This window comes from Psychrobacter proteolyticus (assembly GCF_039762275.1).
GTDB lineage: Bacteria > Pseudomonadota > Gammaproteobacteria > Pseudomonadales > Moraxellaceae > Psychrobacter > Psychrobacter proteolyticus_C.
The window spans coordinates 40,711-67,670 of record NZ_JBDLOB010000002.1; the positions used below are offsets into that span (position 1 = coordinate 40,711).

A 26,960-nucleotide genomic window follows, 5' to 3' on the forward strand; every position below is an offset into this window, starting at 1 on the left:
AAACTACATCATGCCTATTATGAGCTTATACGCTGTTCAAAACATTATATGGATGCTGATAGATACACTATCAAGGCATCCTTACAAAGTTAAACTTTTTAAGTCAGCTACTTATTCTGCTGGAGTTGCAGCAGCTTCTTCTGTAGCTGGCGCTTCTTCAGTTGCAGTAGGTGCTTGCTCAGCTTTACCACCAGCTTGAGTTTGTGCGTATTCTTTACCAGCGATGATAGCATCAGCCATAGAAGTTACGTACAAAGTCACAGCACGGATAGCATCATCGTTAGCTGGGATGATGTAGTCAACGTTGTCTGGGCTAGAGTTAGTATCAACGATACCGATAACTGGGATACCCAAGTTTTTGGCTTCTTTGATAGCGATAGCTTCGTGATCTACGTCTACTACGAAGATAGCGTCAGGTAGGCCGCCCATGTCTTTGATACCACCTAGTGAACGCTCAAGTTTTTCCATATCGCGAGTACGCTCTAGCGCTTCACGCTTAGTTAGCTTAGCGAAAGTACCGTCTTCTGCTTGCTTTTCTAGCTCTTTTAGACGGTTGATTGACTGGCGTAGTGTTTTCCAGTTAGTCAACATACCACCTAACCAGCGATGGTCAACGTATGGCATACCAGCGCGAGCTGCTTGCTCACGTACGATACCGCTTGCAGCGCGTTTAGTACCAACAAATAATACTTTGTTTTTCTTAGCAGCTAGGCCATTTACGTAAGTCAACGCTTCGTTGAACGCTTTTACGGTGTGCTCTAAGTTGATGATATGGATTTTGTTACGTGCACCAAAGATGTATGGACCCATTTTCGGGTTCCAAAAACGTGTTTGGTGACCAAAGTGAGCGCCTGCTTGTAGTAAGTCGCGCATTTCGATTTTGGTTGGATTCTTTGTAGCCATGAGAATATATCCTATTGGTTGGGTTATGCCTCCACATCACAAAAACAGCCTATTTAGCGACACGCATCTGCTACCGGTTAGTTTTCATTAGTAAAGCACTAACAGATTACAAATTAATCAAGTCGCCAAACACCCAGCAATTTTTTGCCATGATGTGTGTGTCATTGGTTGGTTTAAAAAAAGAAGCTATCGCTAGATTGAAGCAAATGCCCAAATCTAAACTATAAAGTGAATTATAAAAAATAGCTGCGCTGTATCTTATCACATAACGTCTCAGAATCTCCAGCAGTTTGTTTGTAGCGTATCAATAAGATAAAAACAAACTATGGCGATAATAAAACAGAAAAAGCGACACATTTGTATCGCTTTTTTTATGATTATATTTTTAATGGCTATTTTTAAGCAAGGTTAATGCTGTCGCTCTTTTATAGTTATCACTCGTTTATAGAGGATTGACTATAATTTATGCAATGCAAATACCAATGACCGCCTTGTAACCACGCCACGTAAATGGTGTGATATAGCTTTGACGGTCTTTAGGCAAATAAGATACGCTTGGCGCACTCTCTACAATGTGCGGCGGCGAGATAATAAACTCTGAACCAAACTCTGTACGAGCGTTACCTGAGATTGTATTGGCCATTTCACCTAACAAATCTTTCATCATCGTGATTGAAGAGTCAGGCTCGCCCATCACTTTGATGACTTCTCGCAACATCACGCTTGGTGCACTGACATAGACGCAGCCTTCCAAAGGGCCTGATATCTTAATAACACCGCTATAATCAAAGCCAATCGCGCTTTTGTTGTTGTTCAAGTAAGGGGTATCAATTGACACTTCTGAGCCATCGATTTGCGCAAAAAACGCATTGATCGAGCTTAGAAACACACCCAATTTTTCTACTTTAACCATAATATATTAATATCCATCTGTATTACGTGGCAGCATTAATCTTGCAAACAAACCACAATCTCGCCTACTTGAGAATGCCAAGTGATGGGGATGATAAAAGAACGCTCATCGTTCGGCAACACAATACTTTGCGGCGCACCTTTGAACACAAATGGTACAGAGATATGAAACTCTGAACCAAACTCTTTGCGTGCATTGCCTGCAATTGTATTGGCCACTTCCCCAGCCAGATCTACATAGTTCTCTTCACTTTTATCGGTCTCGCCCATGCTGTCTAAGATTGAAGACAGCAAGTCACGCGTCGCCGAAAAATACACCACGCCTTTTTGGCCACCAGATATACCAATCACGCCCGTATAATCATGGACTTTTGGCTGTTTGTTTTCTAGTAAGTAAGGGGTATCGGCAATAAGCTCTTCTCCACCAAACTGGTCAAAATAATTACTAATAATACTTAAAAAAATCTGTAGCTTTTGCTCTTTCATAATGACATCTGCTTTGGTCGATGAATGGTATTAGTCTTGCATCAGCTCATACAAAGACTCTACAAGCTCCTCTTCCGAAAAAGGCTTGCACAAAAATCCGCTAGCACCTAGTGACAATGCTTCAATACCAGTGGCTTTGTCCGATAACGCTGATACCACTAAAATGCGTACTTCAGGATCAATCGCGATGATTTTTTCAATACATTCTAGTCCATCCATTTGTGGCATGGTTAGGTCCATGGTGATCACATCAGGACGATGGACATTGAACTTTTCGATGGCTTGAACACCGCTAGTCGCTGTCGCAACCAACATGAACTTTCCTGAATCGTATGCGCGCTGAATACGGTTTCTAATAATATTTGAATCATCAACAATCATTAACTTATGCATAACTTATCTACTACCTTTAATGAAGTGCTTGTCGTCCCTGACAATATAATTACTATTTTGATTAAGCTTTAGGTAAAGTAATGACAAACCGTGTCATCTGACCCAGCTCGCTATTTACGTTAAGCTTGCCATCATACTCTTTTACTTTCGCTTTGATGATATCAAGTCCGACACCGCGACCACCGTCTTCATCTGCGTGCTCTTTGGTAGAGAATCCAGAAGAGAACAGCTGCTTAAGCAAGTCACCTTTGCTAAGCTGATTTGCCTCTTCCGTACCGAAACGACCTTCTTGAATCAGTTTATTACGAATGTTGTCATAGTTGATACCTTGTCCGTCGTCTTGCACAACTAGCATAAAGTTTGAACCGTTGTCTTGCACTTCCAAATCTATGGTCCCAACGTCAGGTTTGCCAGTAGCATGACGCACACTTGGCGACTCGATACCATGTACCACTGCATTACGCAGCAACTGAATACTGATTTCTTTGATTGGTTTTGCAAGATGCGCTGGAATGCTGGTTTGGGTCAGCGTCGTACTTTTTAGCTGTACTAGCTTGCCTTGTCTTGCAGCAATCTCTTTTGTGAATTCATTGTAAAAAGACAATAAATCGTCATCTGCTTCATTGTTTAAGTCGATATCTAGCCCACCATCGAAGTCAGCATTGCCAGCTGTATGGTCTGCTACTGGATTTTGAGTAGCGACTGGTGCTTGTACGGTTGACGACTTAGCTGCTGTCGGTGCTGAGCGGTTGATACGCTCACCCAACGTCGCAATCGTGTTCGATAAGCTAAGCAAATCATCCAAATGTACCGCCAATGGTAAGAAATCATTACCAGACAACTGACCTTGGTTTTGTAATGCATGCAACTTGTCTTCAGCATCAGAAGCAATCTTCGTAAAGCTATGTAGTTTTAGTGCTGATGCCTCACCTTTTAAGCTATGCATTTCACGATAAATAGCTTTTAATTTGCCTTCAAGCTCATATTGTGAGCTACCAGGATTTTTTAAGATATTATTCATCTTCTCGATATGAGCTTGGGTATTACCAATAAACTCATTAATAATCTTTGGATTTACATTCAAGATAGTCGTTAACATCTCAATCTGCATATCGTTTTGCGAACGCTCTTTTTCTAGGCGCTGTTCTAAGTAGACTGCATCTGATACATCATTTACGTTGACCAAGATACGAGCAATGTCTTTATTGTCATAAACACGTGAGAATTTAAAATCTAAGAAGCGATTATCAAGACTCTTGTCTTCAGACAAGTTATGCAACATGACCTTGTTTAGCGGGTTAAGTGAATCTACCAGTTTTTCTTTAACGCGAGGGTTATAGAGCTGTTCAATGAATTGCTGGGTGGTCTTGAGGTCTTTATCAGAGATACGACCGCGCAAGACATTGGTAAAGTTTTCCCCTGCCAAGCGATCAGAGCCGATAATATTATTCAGCGCGCGAGAATGCTGTTGACCAATATTCAAGTCTTTATCAAGTAGGAAAAGACCCGTGTTTACTGTTTCCATAATTTCTTGCGTTTCTTGGCGAGCGGCAAGTGCTTCAGCATCCGTCTCACGTAGACGACGTACAAAGAAGAATACGAAAATTAGGAAGTAGGTAAAGATAGCGGCAACACCAAGCACCTGAATAAGACGAATGGTCGTTGCTTGACGCTCTGCACTATTAAATACGTCTTTGGTTAGATTATCCAAAGAGTCGTTAATAAACAAACTTGATGTCTTAGCCTGCTCAACTGCTTGAGTCAATTCATCAGCAGAAGGCACCATGACGTTGTCAGCATTTTTTAAGTATGCTTGAATTTTGGGCTCTAGTGTTTTCCACTGCTCGTTGGCAGCAGCAATATTGGTTTGTGCATTGCTATCAATTTTTGGTAAATCGTAGCTATTACCTTCTACATCTGTGATCGTACCGCCTTGCTCAATGGCAGCGATAGAGCTGGTAATTAGCGCAGTATTCTGCTCTAAACGACTTAGCACTCGTTGTATGTGTGGAGACTTAGTATCCTCACCATAACTGCTGTCCAAGTCGAAAAGATCTTTAATTACCGCCTGTGCACTGTTTGCAACTTGGTTGGTTTGGTCAATTAAAGCGGTGTTTCTTTCTAATAAGTTTGAGGTATAAAACGTGAACGCTAGCAAAGCACCAATTAGAGATAAAAATAGTGCAATTGAAATAATCAGACCTTGATAGCGCTTATTGTCGACATTAGGTACGGTTGCCATCTTCAGAATTCCTTAGTTCACTTGCTTAGTATTAGTATCAGAATCACTTTTTTCAGCAGTCTCTGCTGCGCCCAACCAACGATTCTCAATCTCTTTAAACGTTCCTTTTTGTTTGAGCTTTGCAATACCTTCATCCACTTTACTAATGAGGTCTTTATTGCCTTTTGCCATCAAGATAACTTGCTGTGCTGAAGGGTTATCTTCGCCCTCATAAGCGACGATAGTCACGTCATACTCAGGATGGTTTTTCGCTGTGAACTGTAGAATCGGTAAGTCGTGCAAAATGACATCGACTTTGTCCTGCATCAAATCTTCAAATAATAAATAAGCAGTGCTTCGAGTCGTCAGTTCGCTATATTTACCCATCGCTCTGAGCTGATCTTCTTGCTTTGAGCCTTCCATCGCTGCAACATGCATGCCTTGCAAATCATCTATACGATTGATTTTCAAGTCAGTGTTTTTGTACATAATTGATGATGGGTTAAAGAAATAAGGAGCAGAAAGACCATATTTTACAGCTCGGTCATCTTTATAAGAGATGCCTGAGATGGCTAGATCACGACCACCAGACTCTACTGTGTCAAACATGTTCTGCCAAGTCTCCTTGTAGAACTCGACTTTGAAACCTTGTTCTTCACCGATAGCACGAATTGAATCAATATCAATACCTTGCATATTGCCATAGTCATCTTGAAACGAAAACGGTGGCATCGTACCTGTTGTAGCCACCTTTATGGTCGGCGCTGTATCAGGTAGCTTACTCACAAAGCTATCTGTGTTTTCCTTTACTGGTGCGCTTGCACTTTCTTGAGTAGCAGAATTACCACAGCCAAATAGGCCAACACTCAATAAAATCGGTAACGCTCGATATAACTGCTTCATAATCTATCCTTGAAACCTAACGTTGTATTACATTTTAATTAATTGACAATCTAGCAAGGTTAAGCAATGTCTATACATATTCACTTACAGAAAGTTACGTTAGATAATACTTACCTAATTTTGCGATTGCAATAATTATGTTTGGTCATTATTTAGAGTTAGTTATATATATAAAATTTAGCATATAATTCGGAAAAACTTATGTTTACTAAAATCTAGTGACCGTTGCTACTTAACGTCTCTACAAGACTTGATCCTTAACTGAATAAGTATTCAACACAAAAAAAAGCACTTATACGCTGTGAACGTATGAGTGCTTTTTAAAATACAGTTAACTTAAAATAGAGATGCTGTTACTCTGCATCGTCCAAATTTAGATTACGGTCTATCTTCCAAATCAGGAAAGAACCGAAACTCATTAGTGAGAACAGAGCAATACCGACCTTAAGGACTGGGTTGACTGGAAACAAATTCAACAATAAACCGCCAAAGATACCGACTGAAAACATTAGTGAACCTTGTAGCGCACTTGCCATACCAGCACGGCGTTTCTGAAAAGCGAGGGCAATTGCAGAAGCATTGGGCTGGGTCAGACCCAATCCTGCGATACAAAAGAAAATACAAGCCAGCACCAGTGGCAACCAAGCGTCCGTCCCTAAAAGCAAGCCGATCACGAATAGCAGACCCGCAGAGATAACCTGCATCATCGCCCCAAATCGTAAAATACTTAGTATTCGAAAGCGATTGGTAAGCCATTGGTTTAACTGAGTCAAACCTACAAAACCCGCCGCATTCATTCCGAACAACCAAGCGAAATGTGTCGCTGAGACGCCATAAGTATCCATAATTAGCTCTGAAGCCGAGCTGATATAGACAAACATTGCTCCCATTAACAATCCACCACCAATTGCTGGATAGTTAAAGGTCGGGTCTTTTAATAAATCCCAATATTGACTGAGCACTTCTCTTGCAGGGCGTACGTTACGATTTTCTTCGGTCAAAGTTTCAAAAAAGAAAAACTTGGTAAGTAGCAAGTTTAGAGCGCCAAATGCAGCTAAGAACCAAAAGATAGAGTGCCAATCAAAAAACTGTAAGAATAGCGCGCCAAGCGATGGTGCCAATATGGGTGCTAAGCCCATCACTAAAATCATGATGGAAAAAGCTTTCGCCGTTTGTTTGGCAGTGAGGCGATCTCGAATTGCGGCACGAGTAACTACTGCACCGACGCACGCGCCCAATGCTTGTAGAGTACGGCCTGCAAACAGTACGTACTCATTGTCAGTGGTCGCACAAAGGATAGAAGCGATAACGTATAACGTCATACCTATATATAAAGGTTTCACACGGCCGACACGATCACTGAATGGTCCGTAAAATAGCTGTCCAAATACCAAGCCTAAAAAGTATGCAGGGACAGAGTTAGCCATAAAGGCCGTTGAAACGCCAAAATCATCGGCCATTGATGGCAATGCTGGCAGATACATATCAATCGATAATGGCCCTACCGCAACCATCAGCCCAAGCATCATAATCCATGCAACAGGCAAATCAGCAGAGCGCACTCGCTCAGAAGCGATAGGTTTATTTGGAAGGGAGGGTTTTGAAGCAGACATATTTAGACCGTTTTATATAGTGGCTATTATTTTTGATATTTTATTTTTCGACGTTTAACTGCTTGCACGTGTTGTTAGGTAGGCTTTCGTCATTTTACTGGCTTATACAGTAATCAAAATAGATACCTTTAACAACAATAGTGCATCTTTACCCATATCGGTGCAAGCAGACAATGCTATATCGTGCTATCTACTTGCATTTCAATGGCTATAAGATAATGGCGAAACAACTGCTAACAATTAAAACTCGTCGAAATAACTTATCAAAATATGTCTGGTATTCTTAGACAATAGCCCTCTTCTATTAAAGCGAGTCAAATAAAAAACGGAACTAGCAAAGTTGCTAGTAGCAAAAATTTAGCGGAACTGGCGTTTGCCAAATAAGGTGCTGGCCTGCTTTGCTTTTCTGAGGGCAAGCTTACGATTGCGACCAAGCATCATTTTAAGCTGCCATGCTTTTTCTTTATATAAAGTCTTAGCAGGTTGATCATACATCGCATTTATCACGCGTTTACTTGCTAGCACTGCATCAGGAGAGCGCTCTGCGAATTCGGCAGCAAGCTTTTGTGCTTGTTCAAGAGGCGCTTCACTACAATGGCTAATCAAGCCTAACTCTTTGCCTTCATTAGCATCGATGATACGAGCGCTCATGGCGAGTTCTTTTAGAGTATCTTCTCGTAGAACTCCAAATGCTGATTGGGTCAGTCCCATATCTGGCACTAACCCCCACTTAGCTTCCATAATAGATAATTGACAATCAGGATGGCTGATACGTACGTCACAAGCCAACGCCAACTGCAACCCAGCGCCGATACAATACCCTTCCAATACCGCTATGACAGGTACTGGCAGGTCACGCCATACTAAGCATACTCGTTGGAACGCACTTTGCCATGGCTTAATCAGCTCCCAAAGCGCAAATGCTGTGTTTTTTGGATGATTTAAGTCTCCTAAATCAATCCCTGCACAAAACGTCCCCTCTGCCCCATTTAGAATGACTGCGCGTATGGTTCTGTCTTTGCTAATACGACCTGCCAGCTTAATCAGCTCATTGATTACCTGAAAGCTCATTGCATTTTTTTTATGTGGACGATTTAAGGTAACCGTCAGTATGTTATCTGTAATACTAACTTGTAAGGTCTCATACTGGTAACTTGCAATCGCGTTCATAACAATCCTTATTAATGAATAAAACAAATATGGTTCTAATATTCACAATATTAGCAGGCTTGTCTTTGTTGTACCGTAGTAATAACTGACTGCCACGATACTATAGTCAGTTTCATATACAGCAGATATAGAGTGTCTAGTTGATAGCGATAAGCAAATCTAATGAGATTACTTATCGCTCTCTGAACCTGAATGATTTTGTCTGTTCTACCTTACTCTCACTTATATCATTTTCCACGTCATGTCATTTTCGCTTAAGCGATGATAATTAAGCTGCGGATAAGAAGATAAATCTACCTTTTGCAAGTTGTCTAGTGCCGTTAATAATGCCTCATAATATGGCTCAATCATTGCAAACTGCACAGGTGTCGTATGCTGTACATTCAGCAAGCACTTATCTTCTAAATCTTGGCTAGCCTGACGCAGTTGTGGTACACCTGTATATCGACTCCCACCCAATATACGATGGGCAATTTGTGCCAACATATTGCGGTCATGCGCTTCCCATGCCTGAATGAGTGCCTGCTTTTCATCATTGATAGTATCGATCATCATGATAATCAGCTTGGCCGCCAATTCAGGTTTGTTCGCTGAACGAGTAAGCGCATCTTGCCAATCTAAAATGTTTGAGGTATCACTCTTACTTATATTGTTGTGGCTAAGGTCATTATTGATTTGCTCGTGTAAAGTCGTATTATCGTGAGCTGTTCTATCTTGAAAGCTTTGGTCTTGAGGGCTTTTATCTTGAGAGTTGTCGATAGACTTTGTTGGTGATTGTAGTAGTGGCGACTGACCTTGTTTTTGTAGACGTAAGCTCTCATAGCGCGGTTGAATATCACGCGCAGTATCTCGTCTATAGCCTTCACGAGGCTGGCTATCGCGCAAATAATCATCACGGATTTTTTTCAAGGATAATGGACGGGTAATTTTCGGCTCGCTACTGACAGAAGTGCTGTTACGATCTACCCCATCTCCTCTTATTATTGGATAAGTAGCGGTTAATGTATCTGAAGATATACCTGAACTGGCTTGAGACTCTTTATTATTTACCTTGTTAGAGAGTAAGTCGTTCGATAAATCATTGTCATTGATTGAGTAACCGCGCAGCGAGTCAATAGCAGTTAGCTCAGCCTCTGATGAGTCGGTACCTTGTACATTAGCATCTTGTAAATTATCACTCTGCAAATCAGGATGCTGTAAGCCAAAGCTTTGCAAGTCTGTATCGGGCAGCGCGGTCAACTGTGGTGCGGTACTCTTACGACCAAGCCATTTCTGTAGCACTTGCAATAACTGAGGTTGGCTAATAGGTTTGCCGACATAGTCATTGATACCGCTGGCTATAAGTTTGTCACGTTCATCTGCCAACCCATGCGCTGTCAAAGCAATAATAGGGATACGGCTATCCGTATTTTCAATATTGCGAATTTGCTTAGCCGCCTCATGTCCCGACATACGCGGCATTTGAATATCCATAAATATCAAATCAATATTGTCTTTGTCTTGCGTAGCCGCTTTGTCGTCAGCGCTTATATCCTCATGATAGTACGCGCTATTTGTTTTCTTATTTATCTCATCACGTGTTTCTGCTTTAGAAAGTTGCGTTTTATTCGATAGGCTTTGCTTATCGCTCTTGGCAGTTTTGATATTTTTGGTTTGCTGTTTACTAATAATCTCAATAGCATCAAATCCACTGCTCGCAGTAACTACCTGAATCCCTAGCTCGCTCAATAGAGCATCAAGCACTAATAAATTAGGCAAATGGTCATCAACTGCCAGTACCGTGACCCCTTTCCAACGTGGTTCCTGCAGGCTTTGCGGCGTACTACGGCTTTGCGTATCAAGCATCGCGTACAGCTGTCTTTTGTCTAATGGCTCATACAGTATGTTGGCATGATAGCGGTTGAGTAGCGCTTGGTCGGCCGCCACTTGATAGCCAAATACAGCAAGCTTGCCTTGATAATGCAAACGTATTTGCTTGAGGAGCGCCATCATATCGTCTTGCGTGTCATCATCAACGATGACCCAATCCCAATAGTTACCGTGCTCTTTCAACGACTCCAGTACACCCGGCAACGAGTTGGCTTGAGTCAGCTTAATCGGTAAGTACTGCAAGCTAGCCTTGAGTACTTGTATCGAAGCGGTATGATTAATCCAAACCAGTACATTAAATTCATCGGTCTCGCTTGCCAGTGGCGCTAATACTGGTAATTCGATCGTCTGCCCTGTGGCCGCCTCTAGCACATCGACATGGGCTGGCATGCGAAACCAAAAAGTCGCACCTTGGTTGGCAATATTTTCTTGAGCATTATCATGAAACCCAATATCACCGCCCATCAAGCGTGTTAACTGTTTGGAGATAACCAGACCCAACCCTGTACCGCCATACTGACGCGTGATTGATGGATCGCCTTGGCTAAAGCTTTGGAACAGCATTTTTTGATCTGCCAGAGAAATACCTTTTCCGCTATCTTGCACGCTAATCATCAGATAATTATCACGGTGGTCATCTAAGCTCACACGCACCACTACATCACCACTATCCGTAAATTTAATGGCATTACCAACAATATTGGTCAATACTTGCTTAAGACGTAATGCATCGCCATTGATACGCATCGGCACATCATTGTAAAACAGTACTGCCATGCGCAACCCCTTCTCCGCAGAGACCGGGGATAGCATATCGACCACATCATAAATGGTGTCATAGAGATCAAACTCATGGCGATCCAATACCAGCTTGCCTGCCTCAATTTTAGAAAAATCTAAGACATCATTTACCAAAGCGAGCAAGTGTGCTGAGGACTTACGTATGGTCTGTACATACAAGTCCTGCTCAGGATTAAGCTCACCATGACGTGCCAGCAAATTAATAAAACCATCGATACTGTTCAATGGTGTACGCAGTTCATGACTGATATTGGCTAAAAATGCAGACTTGGCTTGGCTGGTTGAAATCGCTGCATCACGTGCATTTCGAATAGAGATGTTTTGCATCTCCATTTCATCAAATGCCAACCGTAAATCATCCTCAGTTTGCTCAGCATGATCTTTGAGCTCTTGAAAGCTTCTATGTAAGCGGCGTAATGTTCTGACTAGATCTTGCTGTAATAAATTTAGCTCACCATCTGACTCAACGGGTACAGGTTGGTATAAATTATCAACATGGGTACGTTGCAACTGCAAACGTAGCTCATAAATGGGGGCAATCCAACGTTTTGAATAGATATTTAAGCTCAGTAGTAGAATCAGGATAGTAAATAAACCAGTAATCACTAACGCCATCGCAATACGGTAGCGTGCAATATAGAGCGGCTCATTATCCATATCGACGAGTAACCACAACGTCTGCCCTTCAAATTCTCCTAATACACTGCCATACGCTGTGCCTACAGGCGTTGGGCGTTGTGACAAAAAGCTTGCGGAATCACTGATTAGCGGCCATTCTTCATTGAGGCCATAACCGACGGTTGCCAGTATTTGATTGCCTTCATTAATAATAGCAATGCGCTGCACATGCTGCTCGGACTGCATACGTCCAAGCTTATCTTGGATACCCTCTAGCGTCGTCATCGCCGCTTGCTGGGTCCTCTCAGCACTACTCCCTACTTGTTGGCGCTCTTGTTCTAGCAGCTCAGGAATCAGTTCAGCTATGACTGGCGTATAGCGAATAAGTACCGCTTCGGCCAATACCTCTTGCTCAGAGTCGCTTGCACGCATGGTTTCGTGAAATACCAAAATGCCGCCCACTGCTGCCAATACACAGATAGGCAAAAACACCAGTATGATCAGCTGACCATAAGCACTACTGGTATCGAAACGTTTTTTATATGCCATGCTGGGTCTACTCTCTACTAATGTTCTTGCCGTGAATTTTCGTAATAATGTCAGTGTTCGTGTTACTTGCAGCGCATCATCTCAGAGCATCTGGGTAAGGCGCTATTTTTAATGAAGCCACTAATTGTTAATAAGGTAACTGATTTTGACGAGGCAACTACTATACAGCTCAAGATTATCTTAACAGGATTCTCTAAGTTCTGGTTAGGCATTCCATATGATGAATAACGTTATAATTAGAGTGCCAACCACTCTGTGTCAAAGAGAATATGGCTTTAAGCAATGGTCTTACTTTTGCAACCCTCAACGTAACATTGACATTGACCTGATACAGTGACTATTAATCCTTGATGCGATAAGCGCAGCTGAAAACAAAATGATATAATAAAGCCACTTTTTATTTACCACAATATATCGCTCATAGTCATAACATATGAGAGCGCACTCTAATGCCTTTCGTTTTTAGCTCGCTTATCACCGTAAACCTATATACCAAGCGACTGTCTAAAATTATGATCAAACAATAAAAACAGCGCTTCCATCAAAAACAAGCCATTAAAAACATATTCAAAAAATAGAAAAGGATACTTTATGTCCACTACGGCCATGTCAAATGCTAACTTTATTACTCAAATCACTACCCTCGCTGATTGCGTTGGTCAAACACCGTTGGTACAACTTCAACGTCTGCCTGAGCAAGAGCACATTGCCAATGGTGCCACAGTACTAGCTAAGCTTGAAGGTAATAATCCAGCGGGCTCTGTAAAAGATCGTCCTGCTTTTAATATGATTTATCAAGCAGAACAACGCGGTGATATCAAGCCTGGTGATATGTTGATTGAAGCCACTAGTGGCAATACTGGTATTGCATTGGCCATGGTCGCCGCGATGCGTGGCTACCCGATAACGTTGCTGATGCCAACCAACTCTACCCAAGAGCGTAAAGATGCCATGATCGCTTATGGCGCAACGCTGATTGAAGTAGACGAAGGTATGGAAGCTGCGCGTGATTTGGCATTGCAGATGCAAGCAGATAGCAAAGGGGTTGTATTGGATCAGTTTAATAATCCTGACAATAGCCAAGCACATTACCTGACTACAGGCCCTGAGCTATGGGCACAGACAGAAGGTAAAATTACGCATTTTATTAGCTCGATGGGCACGACAGGTACGATTACCGGTGTGTCACGCTACCTAAAAGAGCAAAATCCAGACGTCAAAATCATCGGCCTACAGCCTGACGAAGAAGCTTCGATTGCTGGTATTCGCCGTTGGCCTGCTGCCTATATGCCAGGTATTTTTGATGCAGACTTGATTGATGAAGTGATGGATATCGATCAGCGTATTGCTGAAGTCTATATGCGTAAATTGGCGAAGACTGAAGGTATCTTTGCTGGAGTATCTTCGGGCGCAGCTGCGTGGGCAGCGACCCAAGTGGCAAAAGCAAACCCTAATGCTGTTATTGCTTTTATTGTTTGCGATCGTGGCGATCGTTATTTATCAACGGGTTTATATAACGTTGACGATAGCAATACGGATAACAGCAGCGCAGAAGTTAATTAATGCATAAGAATACCATTTAGTATCGTTAATTTAAAAGAAGTGCAAAGCGACCAAGTGCAGATATAAACGTAATACTTCAAGCAAGGTTAGCGCTGTTATTCTTTTATAATGAATTAACTATAAGCTCATAAATAGTCAGGATTATCTATGTCACAAGCGCTACCATCCGACCCTATCTTGGTTTTTGATATCGAGACTGTCGCCGATGTCGATGCAGCACGCCGTATCTATCCGAAATTGGCCGATCTTAATGATACAGATGCCTTAAGCGCGCTGACAGCCATACGTACGCAAGAGGCAGGGCATGATTTCATGCGCTTGCCACTACAGCGTATCGTCTGTATCTCAGCTCTGTATATTAAGGATGGTAAGTTATCGCTATTTTCTTTGACTGCCGATAAATTTAGTGAAAAAGAAATCCTAGCCAAATTCTTTAGAGCCTTTAACGATGTTGAGACACTGCCACAACTTATTAGTTGGAATGGCTCAGGCTTTGACATACCTGTACTGATATATCGTGCCATGCAGTATAATTTGTCAGCGCCATGGCTGTTCGAAGAAGGCGAGCGTATTAAAAACATGCGCTTTGATAACTATGTTAATCGCTTTCATACGCGTCATCTGGACTTAATGGATCGGTTTAGCCAGTATGGTGCTAGTCGCCGAGAGGCCATGGATATCGTCGCAAGTCTGTACGGATTACCTGGTAAAACTGACGTAGATGGCAGCATGGTCGGCGCGCTTGTTAGTAGCGGTGACTGGCAGACCCTATCTATATACTGTGAGTCTGATGTTATGAACACTTGGCTGATTTATTTACGCTGGTTACGTCTAACAGGACAATTGTCTTCACAAGATTTTGATGCTTGGCAGCAGCAGAGCTATGACTATCTGGCAAAGTATACCCAAGCTGACGGTAGTCCGCGACATCAAGAGTTTATCGCTGACTGGTCATCGGCACCCGAATTATAGAATTCGCATTATTAGTAGTTTTTATTCCCCTCTTCTAGTTATTTATTATTAAGGCAGGTTTATGCAACCCACCGATTCAAAAACATCTACAGCATCTGATATGGTAGCGCAAAACAGTAACGCTCAAACGAATGAAGCTCAAACAAACGACACCCAAACGATTGTCATTCCGCCTAGTAAGAAAAAATCAAAGCCATCATCAAAGACACGTCGTCGTCTAAAAGACGCAGAGCCAATTCCATTTAATGTTGATGGCTTATCACATGATGGTCGCGGTGTTGCTGTGTATGGTAATGGTTTTGACGTTGCTGAAGGTCATGCTGAAGATAAGCACGGCAAAAAAATCTTTGTTAGCTTTGCTCTACCAGGTGAAAGCGCCTTAGTAAAAATAACCAACAGCCGTGCTAGCTTTGAAGAAGGCGATGCCATTAGTATTACCGCCAACCCAAACCCTGAACGTGCTGTACCACCCTGCCCGCATTTCGGTACTTGCGGTGGTTGTAACTTGCAGCACTGGCAGCCAGATGGTCAAATAAACTTTAAACAGTCAGTACTAGCTGAAATGCTGATGCATCAAGCCAATGCGGAGCCTGACAACTGGCTCCCGCCTGTGGTCGGCGATCGTCTTGGCTATCGTACCAAAGCACGTTTGGGCGTACGCTATGTTGTCAAAAAAGAAACCGCGCTTGTCGGCTTCCGCGAGCGTTCAAGTAACTTCTTAGCAGAGCTAGATGAATGTCATATCTTGGATCCGCGTATTGGTTTTGAGATTGAAAACCTAAAAACACTTATTAGCACCTTAGAGAGCCGTGACAAGATTGCTCAGCTTGAGCTTGCCATGGGTGAGCAACTGCCAGAACTACCTGATGGTAATCAGCCAGTCGCGCTCATCGTACGTAATTTAGAACCGTTGTCAGATGCCGATATAGACAAACTAAAAGTATTTTTTGCGGCGCGTAATTGGCAGCTATATTTGCAGTCGAAAGGTGTTGATAGCATCCAACGTATCGCGTTGACAGACGCTGATGATTTGAGCGAGCAATTTGGGCGTTTATATTATCAATTGCCAGAGTATGATCTGACTTTTGAATTTATCCCTACTGACTTTACTCAAGTAAATTTATCGGTCAACCGTCAGATGACCAAGCTTGCTTGTGACTTGTTGGACTTAAAAGCAGGCGAACGCGTATTAGATTTATTCAGTGGTTTGGGTAACTTTAGCTTACCACTAGCACGCCTCGTTGGCGAGACAGGCTCAGTAGTCGGTGTCGAAGGCAGTGAGGCCATGACCGAACGTGCTGCTGACAACGCTCGTCGCAACGGTATTAACAATACTGAATTTTATAGTCAAGATTTGACTCAAGACTGTACTGATAAGCCATGGGCAAATCAAGGCTTTGATGCACTATTGATTGATCCACCGCGCTCTGGTGCTTGGGAGATTATGCAATATTTGCCAAAATTTAATGCTGAGCGTATTGTTTATGTCTCTTGTAATCCAGCTACTCTTGCTCGTGATACAAAAGCATTGTTAGAACAAGGATATCGTCTGACTCATGCTGGCGTGATGGATATGTTCTGCCATACGGGTCATGTTGAGTCTATCGCTCGCTTTGAAAAGGTAGCGGTTTAACGTTATTAATTTTCAAAAATGATGAATAGCCAAGAATGACTGATAGTTGAACCTGATTAAAGAGACAATTAAGCGTTATTACAATTATCTAAGATAACTCAAAGCTTTGATAAGTTTGTGCTAATAAATAGCCATTATTTAGCGTAATTGACCACAGCCGTACAGAGGCTCGCTTGATTTGTCACTTTAAAATGAGATAATAGTAAACAATCTTCCTATGTTTTTGATGATGTTTCTAATCGCTACATAGCAAGCATTTGCACTCATAGCTTTATATATTTTACGCGCATTTTATAGCTGCTAAAAATAACATTTTTAGCAGTTGTATTGGTTTATAGCTGACACTTTATGGATCGTTAATTCAGAGTGTGTGCATAGTAGATGAGGTTATAATCAATTCAAAATAGCTAAGAGGAGTCGGCTATGGTAAAAATTCGTGAAGGATTACCGTTGGTGGATGGACAGACCACGCAGGCCGATAGTGCAACACTTGCGGCGCAACTGGTGGCGAGCCAACGCTCTCACCAGTCAGCCAATAGCTATGCCCAAATTCCCCTCGACATCAAATACCAGTTGGCAACCCACAAGCTACATACTACTTTTGATCGTTCAGCTGCACACACTTATCATTTGCATGACCCTCACACTGAAGACGAGTATTTGGATGATACCAATGCGCTATCAAACAAAGAGCTCGAGGCAGTCGACTTAGACCAAGCCAACATTGACGTACCTACTTGGCTAGATAATGTGGCCAAGCGTATTGGACAAGAATCAGTACCTAACCTAAGTGCAGCTTGCGAGTTTATTCGCAGTCATATGAATACCAGCGAATCTGAGCGTTCAGGCGCTTATGTGACCGGTATTGGTATGACCGATATTCTGACCTATCTTTATCAAGATGAAGACGCACTGGTCGCGGCCATGCTGTATCGCAGTGCGCGCAAATCAATCATCAGTCTCGCTGAAGTTGAAAAAAACTTTGGTCCAGATATTTTGACGCTTGTTAAAGACACTCTTGCAATGGGTAAGCTGTCGGAGATTATCGAGAGTAACAAGCGCTTAGAAGACCATTTCGTCAATAATCAGCGTGATCAGCTATCAAATATTTATAGCATGCTCATCTCTGTCACCAACGACGTGCGTGTGGTACTCATCAAATTGGCAGAGCGTACCTTTGCCATGCGTGAGTTGACGTTTTCTAGGCCAGAGCGTCAAACTCGTGTCGCACGTGAGGTCATGACTATTTATGCACCATTAGCGCATCGCCTAGGTATTGCGCAGCTAAAATGGGAGCTCGAAGATTTAGCTTTCCGTTATCTTGCGCCTGATCGCTATAAAGAAATTGCTAAGCTACTGTCAGAAAAACGTAGCGAACGCGAGTCTTATATTCAGCGCGTACAAGACAAATTAAATGAATCATTAGCAGATGCCAGTATTGAAGGCGAAGTATCTGGGCGCGTTAAACATATCTACTCTATCTATCGAAAAATGAAGCTCAAAGGCTTATCTTTCGATCAGCTTTATGACATTCGTGCCTTGCGCGTCTTGGTCAATAGCCCTTCTGACTGTTATCACGTCCTGGGCCTAGTACATGGTTTATGGCGTTATATTCCTGAGCAATTTGATGACTATATTACTAACCCTAAGTCCAATGGCTATCGCTCACTACATACTGCTGTAATCGCGGAAAACAAATCACTAGAAGTTCAAATTCGTACTCATGAGATGCACTTTGAGGCCGAACTTGGCATGTGTGCGCACGTTAATTACAAAGAGGGGCTAAAGAATAAGAAAGACAACTATCTGAACCAAAGAATCAGCTCATTACGCCAATTATTATCTATCAATAATGAGACACGTAATCAGCCACGCTCAGCTGTGGTAGCGGGCGAAGAGATAGACGATATCGAGTTTGACGAAGAAGAGCAACTCGTTGATTTTGATGAGCTAGAACGTATTTATATATTTAGTCGTGATGGTGATATTACCGAACTACCAAAAGGCGCGACCGTTCTTGATTTTGCCTACTATGTGCATACTCAAGTTGGCAACCGCGCGCAGGCAGCCCGCGTCAATCAACGCTATGTGCCACTGACTTACCAGTTGAAAACAGGTGAGCAAGTTGAGATTATCACTAAGGCATCGCGTGAGCCCAATCGTGATTGGTTGGTAGCATCATTAGGTTATATTCATACCAATCGCGCCCGTTCAAAACTGCGCCAGTGGTTTAATAAGCAAGACCGTGATAAGAATATTGAAATAGGTCGCCAAATGCTCAGTAAAGAGCTTGAGCGCCTATCTGTTCATCCTAATAGTATTGATCTAAACGACTATATTCAGCATTTTCATGTCAATACGACCGATGACATTATCGTGGGTCTGGTGACAGGTGATATTGGCCTGAATCAGTTGACCAGTCATATCTCTCGTCAGCTGCATCTAGAGCCTGAGATTCCACCAGAGAGCTTTGTACCGCATGTAGATAACAGAGATACAGGTAAGCCTGATGCGTATAAAATCCACATCGATGGCTTGGATAATATTGAAATCAATTTGGCAGGTTGTTGCCACCCTGTGCATGGCGAACCTATAGCTGGCTACATCACTTTATCGCGTGGCGTTAGCGTGCATAATCGAGGCTGCCCAGAGTACTTACGTCTGGTCGAGCGTGATCCTGAGCGCAAGATAGAAGCCGCTTGGCAAGTACAGACGGGGCGTTATCAGCCTGTTGATATTCATGTCGAAGCATATGACAGACGCGGTTTGCTACGTGATTTGACACAGATAATTGATAAAGAGAATGTCAATATTCGCCAAGTGCAAACATTAAGCAATGACGACAATATTGCTTTTTTAAAGTTCCATATTGAAGTCTCAGGCTTAGCACATCTATCTAAGCTGCTCGCAAAATTAGAACAGCAGCATGGTATTTTGCACGCGCGCCGTGCGGTCGTGTAAATAAAACCTTAAGCCAGTCGTTGTTTATTCCATAATAGAGTTGTCAAAAAATACTATGCCTGAATTACCTGAAGTAGAAACCACTAAAGCCAGTCTTGCTCCATTGTTGGGGCAACAGGTAGTTGATGTTAAAGTATTTCAACCAAAGCTGCGATGGATGATGCCAGATAATTTGGACGAGTTGGTTAATTACACATTGGATAGTGTTGAGCGCCGAGCAAAGTATCTGATTCTTAGTTTTCTGCCAGTAGCTGCACAGAATAACGCTCCCATGTCAGCTAGCAAGGTTGAACCACGTCAGCTTCTTATTCACTTAGGAATGTCAGGTAGCTTACAGCAACACAGCTACGGTACTGATAAGCGTAAACATGACCATCTGATTGTCATCTTTAATGATGCTGATAATAAAAAGTCTCAGCTACATTACTATGATCCAAGACGCTTTGGTTCAGTACTATGGCATGAGGATTACGGCAATAAACTACTAGACCATCTAGGTCCTGAGCCGCTTTCAAAAGATTTTACCGCAAACTATTTATATAGCTTAATCCAGCGTATAGATTTATCTAGCCAAGATGACAATAGGTCATCGCCAGATGATACTAAAGCAAACAAACGACTAAAACCCATCTCCCGAGCGATTAAATCTGTCATCATGGAACAAGAAGTCGTCGTTGGGGTTGGCAATATCTATGCGACTGAAAGTCTGTACTTGTCCGGCATCCACCCTGCTACACCAGCCAATCAACTTTCATACGATCAGATTGTCATGTTAGTGAGTCATATTAAAGAAATCTTAAATAAAGCGATAAAATTGGGCGGATCAACACTACGAGATTTCACAGTAGCAAGTGGCCAAACTGGTTATTTTCAGCAAACTTTAAACGTGTATGGCAGACAGGGAGAAAGCTGTCTACATTGCAGTACGACATTAGAAAACATCAAGCTTACTGGTAGAGCCAGTGTTTATTGTCCAAATTGTCAGCCGTTAAAATAGCTAATAATGGATATCCGTTTGTTTGTACTGTGTCTAGTTTAAGATAATATCTAGATACAGTATCTATTTTTAAAAGTATCAAACACTGCTAAAGATATAGTTAGATTATTCTCGTTTTTGTTGCTTATTAGCGCACATCTTGCTTTAATAGTGCTAGCGCTTACATAAATAGTGCGTATCATTTATTTTTCTGTAATATTTAGCCTAACTATTGTTGCCGCAAGATTCCTGTGTGGAAATAGCAGCAGCCATTAATCATACTATTATGAGTTTCAGGATATCGTTATGACTGTTAAAGCAAAAACTCAACGCACAGTTAAGCAGAGATTTTTTACTGTATTGGCAACTTTAGGATTGGTAGCTGCGACTATTCAGCCTACTTTTGCAGCTATAGAAATTGATGAAACTGATTTCGGGCCTTCATACGAAACGATGGTAGTCGATACGATTGTTGGTAAACCATTGCAACTCGTGAATGCGGTGGCTGGTACGGCAGCTTATATCGTAAGCCTACCTTTCTCACTTATTGGTGGTAATGCAGATCAAGCACAACAGAAACTATTTGTTGAGCCTTGGGATGCAATGGGACGTTGTTTAGGCTGCACAGTTGCAGAAGACAACTATTACAAATCTCAAGTTATTGATAATAACGTAGTACGTATCGTTGTCGATCAACCATCAGAAATTTTAATTAATACCAATGACTATGTAGTGGTCACTCCATAACAATTTGCTTTTAGTAGGCACATCAAATAGTTCACAAAAAATGACTGTGACTATTTCATAGCAAAAAGGCTAACGAGGAGTTAGCCTTTTTTATTGTCGAAAAGTCGATAATTTATTTAGTAATACTAGTATTACTTAATTTGGCACTGATTTCACGTAGCAATTTCACTTCCTCTGATGGCTCTTCTACTGCTTCTTCTATAACTTCCTCTACTTCTTCAGCACGGCGCATTTTATTGACACCTCTAACCATCATGAAGATGATGAAAGCTAAAATTAAGAAGTTAATAAGTACGGTAATAAAACTACCATAAGCCAATACAGGAACGCCTGCTTCTTTGAGTGCATCATAAGTCGTAGCAATACCGTCAGGTGCATCGCCTAAAACTAAGAACATATTTTCAAAATTAATCTCGCCGCCGAAAATAAAAGCGACAATAGGCATAATAATATCATCTACCAAAGATTTTGTGATGGTAGCAAAAGCCCCGCCGATGATGACACCGACTGCCAAATCCATCACGTTACCTTTGACAGCGAACTCTTTGAACTCTGAAACCATACTCATTGTTTTTTCCTCAAAATTTATCTATAAGCAAATAGATATTTATATAATTAGTGTCACATCTAGCTTTCATGTTAATAATTGAATACATTGATACCACTATTCATTCTGTCTGTATTTTTCCAAGATTACAACACAAAAAAAAGCAGTATAAAGTGAACCACTAATAGTTCACCTTATACTGCTCATTTTTGAATCACTCAGTGCCCGTAGAAACTACTGACACTAAGTGTTCGCGTCAAACATCAATATCATGAATTCCTCAGTAACTCACTTATTGATATTAAGCACCTTTTTTACCACGGCCGTGACGCTTACGCTCACTTTCAGTCAAGTAGCGTTTACGAATACGTACCGCTTTTGGCGTTACTTCGACTAGCTCATCGTCTTGAATAAATTCAAGCGCTTGCTCAAGAGTGAATTTCACTGCTGGCGTCAACGTCAATGCTTCGTCAGTACCACTAGCACGTACGTTGGTTAACTGTTTAGCAGTCGTTGGGTTAACAGTCATATCATCGTTACGAGAGTTAAGACCAACAATCATACCTTCATAAACTTCAAGCTGTGGTTCAGCAAATAACTTACCGCGTTTCTGTAGGTTAAACAGAGCAAAACCTAGGCAAGTACCATTTGCCATAGAAACCAATACGCCGTTAGAACGACCACCAACATCACCGATCTTCTGTGGACCGTAATGTGAGAAGCTCGAGGTCATGATACCACTACCTGAAGTCAGGGTTAGGAACTCAGAACGGAAACCGATTAAGCCACGCGCTGGTATGGTTGCCTCAATACGCATACGGCCTTTACCGTCCAGCTCCATGTTAGTCATCTCACCTTTGCGTAGACCAACTTGCTCCATGATAGAACCTTGATGCTCTTCTTCGATATCGAAGACAACGTTTTCATACGGCTCTTGTAGCTTACCATCAACTTCTTTAACGATAACTTCTGGACCAGAAACACCTAGCTCAAAACCTTCACGGCGCATGTTTTCGATAAGTACTGATAAATGAAGCTCACCACGGCCTGATACTTTGAATTTATCAGGAGACTCAGTGTCTTCTACACGCAATGCTACGTTATGAATCAACTCACGCTCAAGACGCTCACGAATGTTACGTGAAGTCACGAACTTACCTTCACGACCAGCAAATGGTGAATTGTTTACTTGGAAGTTCATAGATACTGTAGGTTGATCTACTGTTAGTGCTGGTAGTGCTTCAACGTTGTTAGGATCACAAATAGTATCAGAGATGTTTAGCGCATCGATACCTGTGATACAAACGATATCACCGGCTTGCGCATCTTCAACATCAATACGATCAAGACCATGGTAACCCATGATTTTTAGGATACGGCCGTTACGCGTCTTGCCATGCTTATCAATGACAGTCACTGGCGTGTTAAGTTTAACTTTACCACGTTGAATACGGCCAATACCAATTACACCAACAAAGCTGTTGTAGTCAAGGCTTGAGATTTGCATACGGAACGGAGCGTCAGCATCAACCTGTGGAGGCTGAACAACGTCAACGATAGTTTTGAACAATGGGGTCATGTCGTCAGCTAGATCATCTGCTTCTAGACCTGCGATACCGTTCAATGCTGAAGCATAAACAACTGGGAAATCAAGCTGCTCATCGTTTGCACCTAGGTTGTCAAACAAATCAAAGATTTGATCCATTACCCAATCAGGACGTGAACCAGGACGGTCAATTTTGTTGATAACAACGATCGGCTTTAGACCTTGTTCGAATGCTTTTTGCGTCACAAAACGAGTCTGAGGCATTGGGCCATCAACAGCGTCAACAACCAAAAGTACGCAATCAACCATAGACATTACACGCTCAACTTCACCACCGAAATCAGCGTGACCTGGGGTATCCACAATGTTGATACGGTATTCGGTTTCTGAAGTTTTATCTGTCCAGCGGATAGCTGTGTTTTTAGCCAAAATGGTAATACCACGTTCTTGCTCAATATCACCTGAGTCCATTGCACGCTCAGCAATGTTTGCACGGTCGCCAAAAGTACCAGACTGATGTAATAACTTATCAACCAAAGTTGTCTTACCGTGGTCAACGTGGGCAATAATTGCAATGTTACGCAGGTGTTTGATATCGTTCGCCATATAAAATGCTCGTTTCGTCTTAAAAAAATGCAGTAGCAGTAAGCGCTGCTGAATAAACTTTCATCATCAATCAGATAGATATTGAATCTAAGATGACGCAGAAAAGAATGCTATCAAATAAAAAAGTTCAATACAATCAAATATCTATACTGACGAATTCATCATACAGATTGCTATGCTAATGTACATACTGTTAATTTACAGAATGTTTGGGTGGCTAGTATAACATTATTGATTCATAAATTTATGTAATAACTCACTTTTCTCAATACATAAATAAAAAAAAGCCACCCATTGGGTGGCTTTTTTTGTAACTGTATATTTAACTATACGGTTATTTTGCTAATACTTATTGAACAACCATATCTTTAGTTTGTTCAACAGTCATTGTTTTGTCACCAGTGATGATGGCATAAACACGACGGTTCATAGCACGACCTTCTTCAGTGTCGTTTGAAGCGATTGGGTTGTTGTAACCATAGCCTACAGTTGATAGACGGTTTGGAGCGATACCGAATTCGTTAGTTAGCATAGATTTAACAGCAACGGCACGAGCTTCAGATAGACGTTGGTTATAACGTGCTGAAGGACCAGTCTTAGAAGCATGACCTTCTACACGAGCTGTAGAGTTAGGATACTCACGCATCTTCTCTGCTACTTTAGCGATTTCTGGCTTGTACTGGTTTTTGATAGCTGACTTGTCGTTATCAAAGAATACACGTAGTTCCATTTTCAGTTCGTCAGTAATGTCTACTGGTACTGGGCAACCGCGCTCATCAACTACAACGTTCATTGGAGTGCCTGGGCATGCATCGATGCTATCAGGTACGCCATCACCGTCAGAATCAAGATCAGCTTCAACAACAACTACTGGAGTGTTGTCAACTACTGGCTCTTGCATAGGTGGTACTGCTACTGTAGGTGCTAGATGGCCACCTAGTACTACTTCTAGACCGGCCAAAGCCATGCCTTCCCACCAGTTGTTATCAAAGTTATGAATCGCACGAGCTTCACCACGTAGGCTTAGCGCGTCATTGATGCGATACATAGCACCTAGACCTAGGTTACCGATAGTGTCTTTAGAGTTTGATACTTCAGTACCAGCAGCTACTGTAGATGTAGAACCATCGGCGTTAGTTACGTCATAAGACTCTTGGTTTTCTACTTTAATCTTAGATTGACCAGCACCAATTAATACATATGGCTTAAGTGCGCTATCAGTGTAACCAGTGAATTCTTCAGTACCGATCAAGAAGTTACCAGAAATCATTTCTTGTTCGATATCAAAGCGGTTAACGCCTGCATCAGCTGAATCTTCAGAAGCTTCGCCGTTTGCGTCAGATACACCATATTCTACTTGGAACTGAGTAGAAGGAGTAAGTTCGATACCTAAAGCTGCACCAGTATATAGGCTGCTTTCTTTAGCTACGCCACCATTAGTTACGTTTCCGGCACGGCCGTCAATAGAATTACCATTGGCATCTACATATAAGTCTTTACCAGTACGTAAAACTTCACGCTGTTTGTCAGAGGTATCACTGAACTCTTCAGTCATATGATAACCAAGTAACAATGGGCTAATAGTAACACCAGCATTAGCTGCCATCGGTGCAGCCGCTACAGCAACAAGGGCTAGAGCTATTTTATTCAATTTCATGGACTTCCTCCAAAGGATAATTTTAGTGATGCATTAAGCAAAACCGATTCTCAAGACGTACTAAGATAGACATCTCTTACGCATTTTAAGTTACAAAGCAAAACCAATTAAGGAGTAGCTTAGCGATTATTAATTCAGTTTACAACTTTTTTCGTTAACGAGCTACACATTATTACACGATAATGTTGTAACTAAAACACAATAACCAGTCTAAGTTACCCAGAACTAACACACCTTACGCTTCTTATCTTTTACACCTCAGTTTGCGATAGATGAATAGTCTATTGATAGCTATTTTCTTGAAGCATTTTATTACAATTAGAATTTTTTCTCTATTGCTAATGTGGTTCTTTCACTAATTGAAACATTTTTTGACAGTCGCTATATATTACATATATATTGTAAAAAACCGATATTCTTTTGAAAATCAAGTAATTAGGTGTTGTATGTGTTTTATATACAGTGGAATAAGAGAAAGTTTAAAGAATTTGGACAATTGGTTTGCTTAAAAGATAGTCAACACAAGGATGTGTGAGACGTTGTTTTTTACTTGAATGATAAACAGCTATAGGATGTAGCGCATTATGAACTTATTTAATAAGGTACTGGCCCATTATAAGAGAATAGTCATTTTTACCCTTTGTTTACCTATTTGTAGAAAAGGCGGGTATGGAGTTGATAAGTTTTTAGCTATTATATCTAGGTTATTCAATAAACTATTTAAATTAGCCTATTATAGAAAATCAACCCTTCAAAACAATAATATTTTAAATGCTAAGCAATCAAACGGCTTTACTCTCGTTGAGCTAACTGTGACGACAATGGTATTGGGAATTATCGCAGCTATTGCAGCGCCAAGCATCTTAACGCACTTAGCACGAATGGAAGCGCAACGCGTCAAGCATCAGTTGGAGAACACTTTATCCTTAGCAAAGGCTGAAAGTTATATAAGTCGGCAGGATGTCTTGGTTTGTTTATCGAATGATGCACAGCAGTGCCATAGGAACAGTGATAAGACACTTCTGTTATTCGTAGATAAAAATAACAATAAGCATTTTGATTCTCAAGTAGACACGTTATTAACTCAGCAATCCTTAAACCTAAGATATAGTACGGTGAAATTAAGAGTTGGTGGTAGGCGTCACTATACTAAATTTTGGGGTGATAGCGGCAGACCGCGAGGACACTTCGGTCATATAAAATATTGCCCTACCTCTTCTTATAACAAGTCAATGTACCAAATCTCTTTTAACCAATCCGGTATCGTCAAACACAAACTTAATGTAGACCACCCTACGAAATGTAGCGGTTAAT

Annotated in this window: 19 protein-coding genes; 7 read left to right on the top strand and 12 right to left on the bottom strand. The window is 41.6% G+C overall.

What is annotated here, in order from left to right:
- Window positions 1-111: 111 nt before the first annotated feature.
- The 9 genes from rpsB to ABFV72_RS03290 all read right to left on the bottom strand — a co-directional run bounded on the left by rpsB (window position 112) and on the right by ABFV72_RS03290 (window position 12,438).
- Window positions 112-903: a 30S ribosomal protein S2 gene (rpsB, locus tag ABFV72_RS03250; RefSeq protein WP_347162424.1), complete on the bottom strand. Its 792-nt coding sequence runs from the start codon at window positions 901-903 to the stop codon at window positions 112-114.
- Window positions 904-1,366: 463 nt separating this feature from the next.
- Entirely contained in the window at window positions 1,367-1,816 is a 450-nt protein-coding gene (locus tag ABFV72_RS03255) for a chemotaxis protein CheX (protein ID WP_057758429.1), read from the bottom strand.
- A gap of 35 nt (window positions 1,817-1,851) precedes the next feature.
- A complete protein-coding gene (locus ABFV72_RS03260; RefSeq protein WP_057758427.1) occupies window positions 1,852-2,301 on the bottom strand; it encodes a chemotaxis protein CheX in 450 nt (149 codons plus the stop codon).
- A gap of 30 nt (window positions 2,302-2,331) precedes the next feature.
- Window positions 2,332-2,694 (bottom strand): response regulator, encoded by a 363-nt coding sequence (locus ABFV72_RS03265; protein ID WP_057758425.1) that lies wholly within the window; start codon window positions 2,692-2,694, stop codon window positions 2,332-2,334.
- A 61-nt stretch (window positions 2,695-2,755) separates the two neighbouring features.
- Complete coding sequence (locus ABFV72_RS03270) at window positions 2,756-4,936, bottom strand: ATP-binding protein (protein ID WP_347162425.1); 2,181 nt, start codon at window positions 4,934-4,936, stop codon at window positions 2,756-2,758.
- A 12-nt stretch (window positions 4,937-4,948) separates the two neighbouring features.
- A complete protein-coding gene (locus ABFV72_RS03275) occupies window positions 4,949-5,818 on the bottom strand; it encodes a substrate-binding periplasmic protein (RefSeq protein ID WP_347162426.1) in 870 nt (289 codons plus the stop codon).
- A gap of 353 nt (window positions 5,819-6,171) precedes the next feature.
- Window positions 6,172-7,431, bottom strand: a complete 1,260-nt coding sequence (locus tag ABFV72_RS03280; RefSeq protein WP_191114724.1) for a multidrug effflux MFS transporter — start codon at window positions 7,429-7,431, stop codon at window positions 6,172-6,174.
- 357 nt (window positions 7,432-7,788) lie between these two features.
- Entirely contained in the window at window positions 7,789-8,601 is an 813-nt protein-coding gene (locus tag ABFV72_RS03285; protein WP_101204229.1) for a crotonase/enoyl-CoA hydratase family protein, read from the bottom strand.
- Between the two features lie 222 nt (window positions 8,602-8,823).
- Complete coding sequence (locus ABFV72_RS03290; protein WP_347162427.1) at window positions 8,824-12,438, bottom strand: ATP-binding protein; 3,615 nt, start codon at window positions 12,436-12,438, stop codon at window positions 8,824-8,826.
- A gap of 591 nt (window positions 12,439-13,029) precedes the next feature.
- Here ABFV72_RS03290 and cysM point away from each other — a divergent pair.
- From cysM to ABFV72_RS03320, 6 genes are all read left to right on the top strand, one after another.
- The gene (gene cysM, locus ABFV72_RS03295; RefSeq protein ID WP_431192070.1) at window positions 13,030-14,001 is read left to right on the top strand and encodes a cysteine synthase CysM; all 972 of its coding nucleotides are present in this window, start codon (window positions 13,030-13,032) and stop codon (window positions 13,999-14,001) included.
- Window positions 14,002-14,148: 147 nt separating this feature from the next.
- Window positions 14,149-14,973, top strand: coding sequence for a 3'-5' exonuclease (locus ABFV72_RS03300; protein ID WP_347162428.1), 825 nt, complete (start codon window positions 14,149-14,151; stop codon window positions 14,971-14,973).
- A 61-nt stretch (window positions 14,974-15,034) separates the two neighbouring features.
- On the top strand, window positions 15,035-16,606 hold the full coding sequence (rlmD, locus tag ABFV72_RS03305) for a 23S rRNA (uracil(1939)-C(5))-methyltransferase RlmD (protein WP_431192071.1): 1,572 nt from the start codon (window positions 15,035-15,037) through the stop codon (window positions 16,604-16,606).
- A gap of 423 nt (window positions 16,607-17,029) precedes the next feature.
- Entirely contained in the window at window positions 17,030-19,567 is a 2,538-nt protein-coding gene (locus ABFV72_RS03310) for a RelA/SpoT family protein (protein ID WP_347162429.1), read from the top strand.
- Window positions 19,568-19,622: 55 nt separating this feature from the next.
- Window positions 19,623-20,564, top strand: a complete 942-nt coding sequence (gene mutM, locus ABFV72_RS03315; RefSeq protein WP_347162430.1) for a bifunctional DNA-formamidopyrimidine glycosylase/DNA-(apurinic or apyrimidinic site) lyase — start codon at window positions 19,623-19,625, stop codon at window positions 20,562-20,564.
- Between the two features lie 285 nt (window positions 20,565-20,849).
- Window positions 20,850-21,290 carry a hypothetical protein gene (locus ABFV72_RS03320; RefSeq protein ID WP_102091526.1) on the top strand — a complete coding sequence of 147 codons (441 nt, stop codon included), beginning with the start codon at window positions 20,850-20,852 and terminating at the stop codon, window positions 21,288-21,290.
- 112 nt (window positions 21,291-21,402) lie between these two features.
- On the opposite strand, the gene mscL is transcribed toward ABFV72_RS03320, so the two are convergent.
- The 3 genes from mscL to ABFV72_RS03335 all read right to left on the bottom strand — a co-directional run bounded on the left by mscL (window position 21,403) and on the right by ABFV72_RS03335 (window position 25,646).
- Window positions 21,403-21,858, bottom strand: coding sequence for a large conductance mechanosensitive channel protein MscL (gene mscL, locus ABFV72_RS03325; protein WP_347162431.1), 456 nt, complete (start codon window positions 21,856-21,858; stop codon window positions 21,403-21,405).
- A gap of 280 nt (window positions 21,859-22,138) precedes the next feature.
- Window positions 22,139-23,989 carry a translational GTPase TypA gene (typA, locus tag ABFV72_RS03330; RefSeq protein ID WP_057758402.1) on the bottom strand — a complete coding sequence of 617 codons (1,851 nt, stop codon included), beginning with the start codon at window positions 23,987-23,989 and terminating at the stop codon, window positions 22,139-22,141.
- A gap of 349 nt (window positions 23,990-24,338) precedes the next feature.
- Window positions 24,339-25,646: an OmpA family protein gene (locus tag ABFV72_RS03335; RefSeq protein WP_347162432.1), complete on the bottom strand. Its 1,308-nt coding sequence runs from the start codon at window positions 25,644-25,646 to the stop codon at window positions 24,339-24,341.
- Window positions 25,647-26,230: 584 nt separating this feature from the next.
- Between ABFV72_RS03335 and ABFV72_RS03340 the strand changes: the two genes are divergently transcribed.
- The gene (locus ABFV72_RS03340; RefSeq protein ID WP_347162433.1) at window positions 26,231-26,959 is read left to right on the top strand and encodes a GspH/FimT family pseudopilin; all 729 of its coding nucleotides are present in this window, start codon (window positions 26,231-26,233) and stop codon (window positions 26,957-26,959) included.
- Window position 26,960: the final 1 nt, after the last annotated feature.

Coding starts and splice junctions, on each gene's coding strand:
- cysM (WP_431192070.1), top strand. CDS start 13,030: ATGTCCACTACGGCCATGTCAAATGCTAACTTTATTACTCAAATCACT.
- ABFV72_RS03300 (WP_347162428.1), top strand. CDS start 14,149: ATGTCACAAGCGCTACCATCCGACCCTATCTTGGTTTTTGATATCGAG.
- ABFV72_RS03285 (WP_101204229.1), bottom strand. CDS start 8,601: ATGAACGCGATTGCAAGTTACCAGTATGAGACCTTACAAGTTAGTATT.
- mscL (WP_347162431.1), bottom strand. CDS start 21,858: ATGAGTATGGTTTCAGAGTTCAAAGAGTTCGCTGTCAAAGGTAACGTG.
- ABFV72_RS03255 (WP_057758429.1), bottom strand. CDS start 1,816: ATGGTTAAAGTAGAAAAATTGGGTGTGTTTCTAAGCTCGATCAATGCG.
- ABFV72_RS03335 (WP_347162432.1), bottom strand. CDS start 25,646: ATGAAATTGAATAAAATAGCTCTAGCCCTTGTTGCTGTAGCGGCTGCA.
- typA (WP_057758402.1), bottom strand. CDS start 23,989: ATGGCGAACGATATCAAACACCTGCGTAACATTGCAATTATTGCCCAC.
- ABFV72_RS03340 (WP_347162433.1), top strand. CDS start 26,231: ATGAACTTATTTAATAAGGTACTGGCCCATTATAAGAGAATAGTCATT.
- ABFV72_RS03280 (WP_191114724.1), bottom strand. CDS start 7,431: ATGTCTGCTTCAAAACCCTCCCTTCCAAATAAACCTATCGCTTCTGAG.
- ABFV72_RS03290 (WP_347162427.1), bottom strand. CDS start 12,438: ATGGCATATAAAAAACGTTTCGATACCAGTAGTGCTTATGGTCAGCTG.
- rlmD (WP_431192071.1), top strand. CDS start 15,035: ATGCAACCCACCGATTCAAAAACATCTACAGCATCTGATATGGTAGCG.
- rpsB (WP_347162424.1), bottom strand. CDS start 903: ATGGCTACAAAGAATCCAACCAAAATCGAAATGCGCGACTTACTACAA.
- mutM (WP_347162430.1), top strand. CDS start 19,623: ATGCCTGAATTACCTGAAGTAGAAACCACTAAAGCCAGTCTTGCTCCA.
- ABFV72_RS03310 (WP_347162429.1), top strand. CDS start 17,030: ATGGTAAAAATTCGTGAAGGATTACCGTTGGTGGATGGACAGACCACG.
- ABFV72_RS03260 (WP_057758427.1), bottom strand. CDS start 2,301: ATGAAAGAGCAAAAGCTACAGATTTTTTTAAGTATTATTAGTAATTAT.
- ABFV72_RS03320 (WP_102091526.1), top strand. CDS start 20,850: ATGACTGTTAAAGCAAAAACTCAACGCACAGTTAAGCAGAGATTTTTT.
- ABFV72_RS03270 (WP_347162425.1), bottom strand. CDS start 4,936: ATGGCAACCGTACCTAATGTCGACAATAAGCGCTATCAAGGTCTGATT.
- ABFV72_RS03275 (WP_347162426.1), bottom strand. CDS start 5,818: ATGAAGCAGTTATATCGAGCGTTACCGATTTTATTGAGTGTTGGCCTA.
- ABFV72_RS03265 (WP_057758425.1), bottom strand. CDS start 2,694: ATGCATAAGTTAATGATTGTTGATGATTCAAATATTATTAGAAACCGT.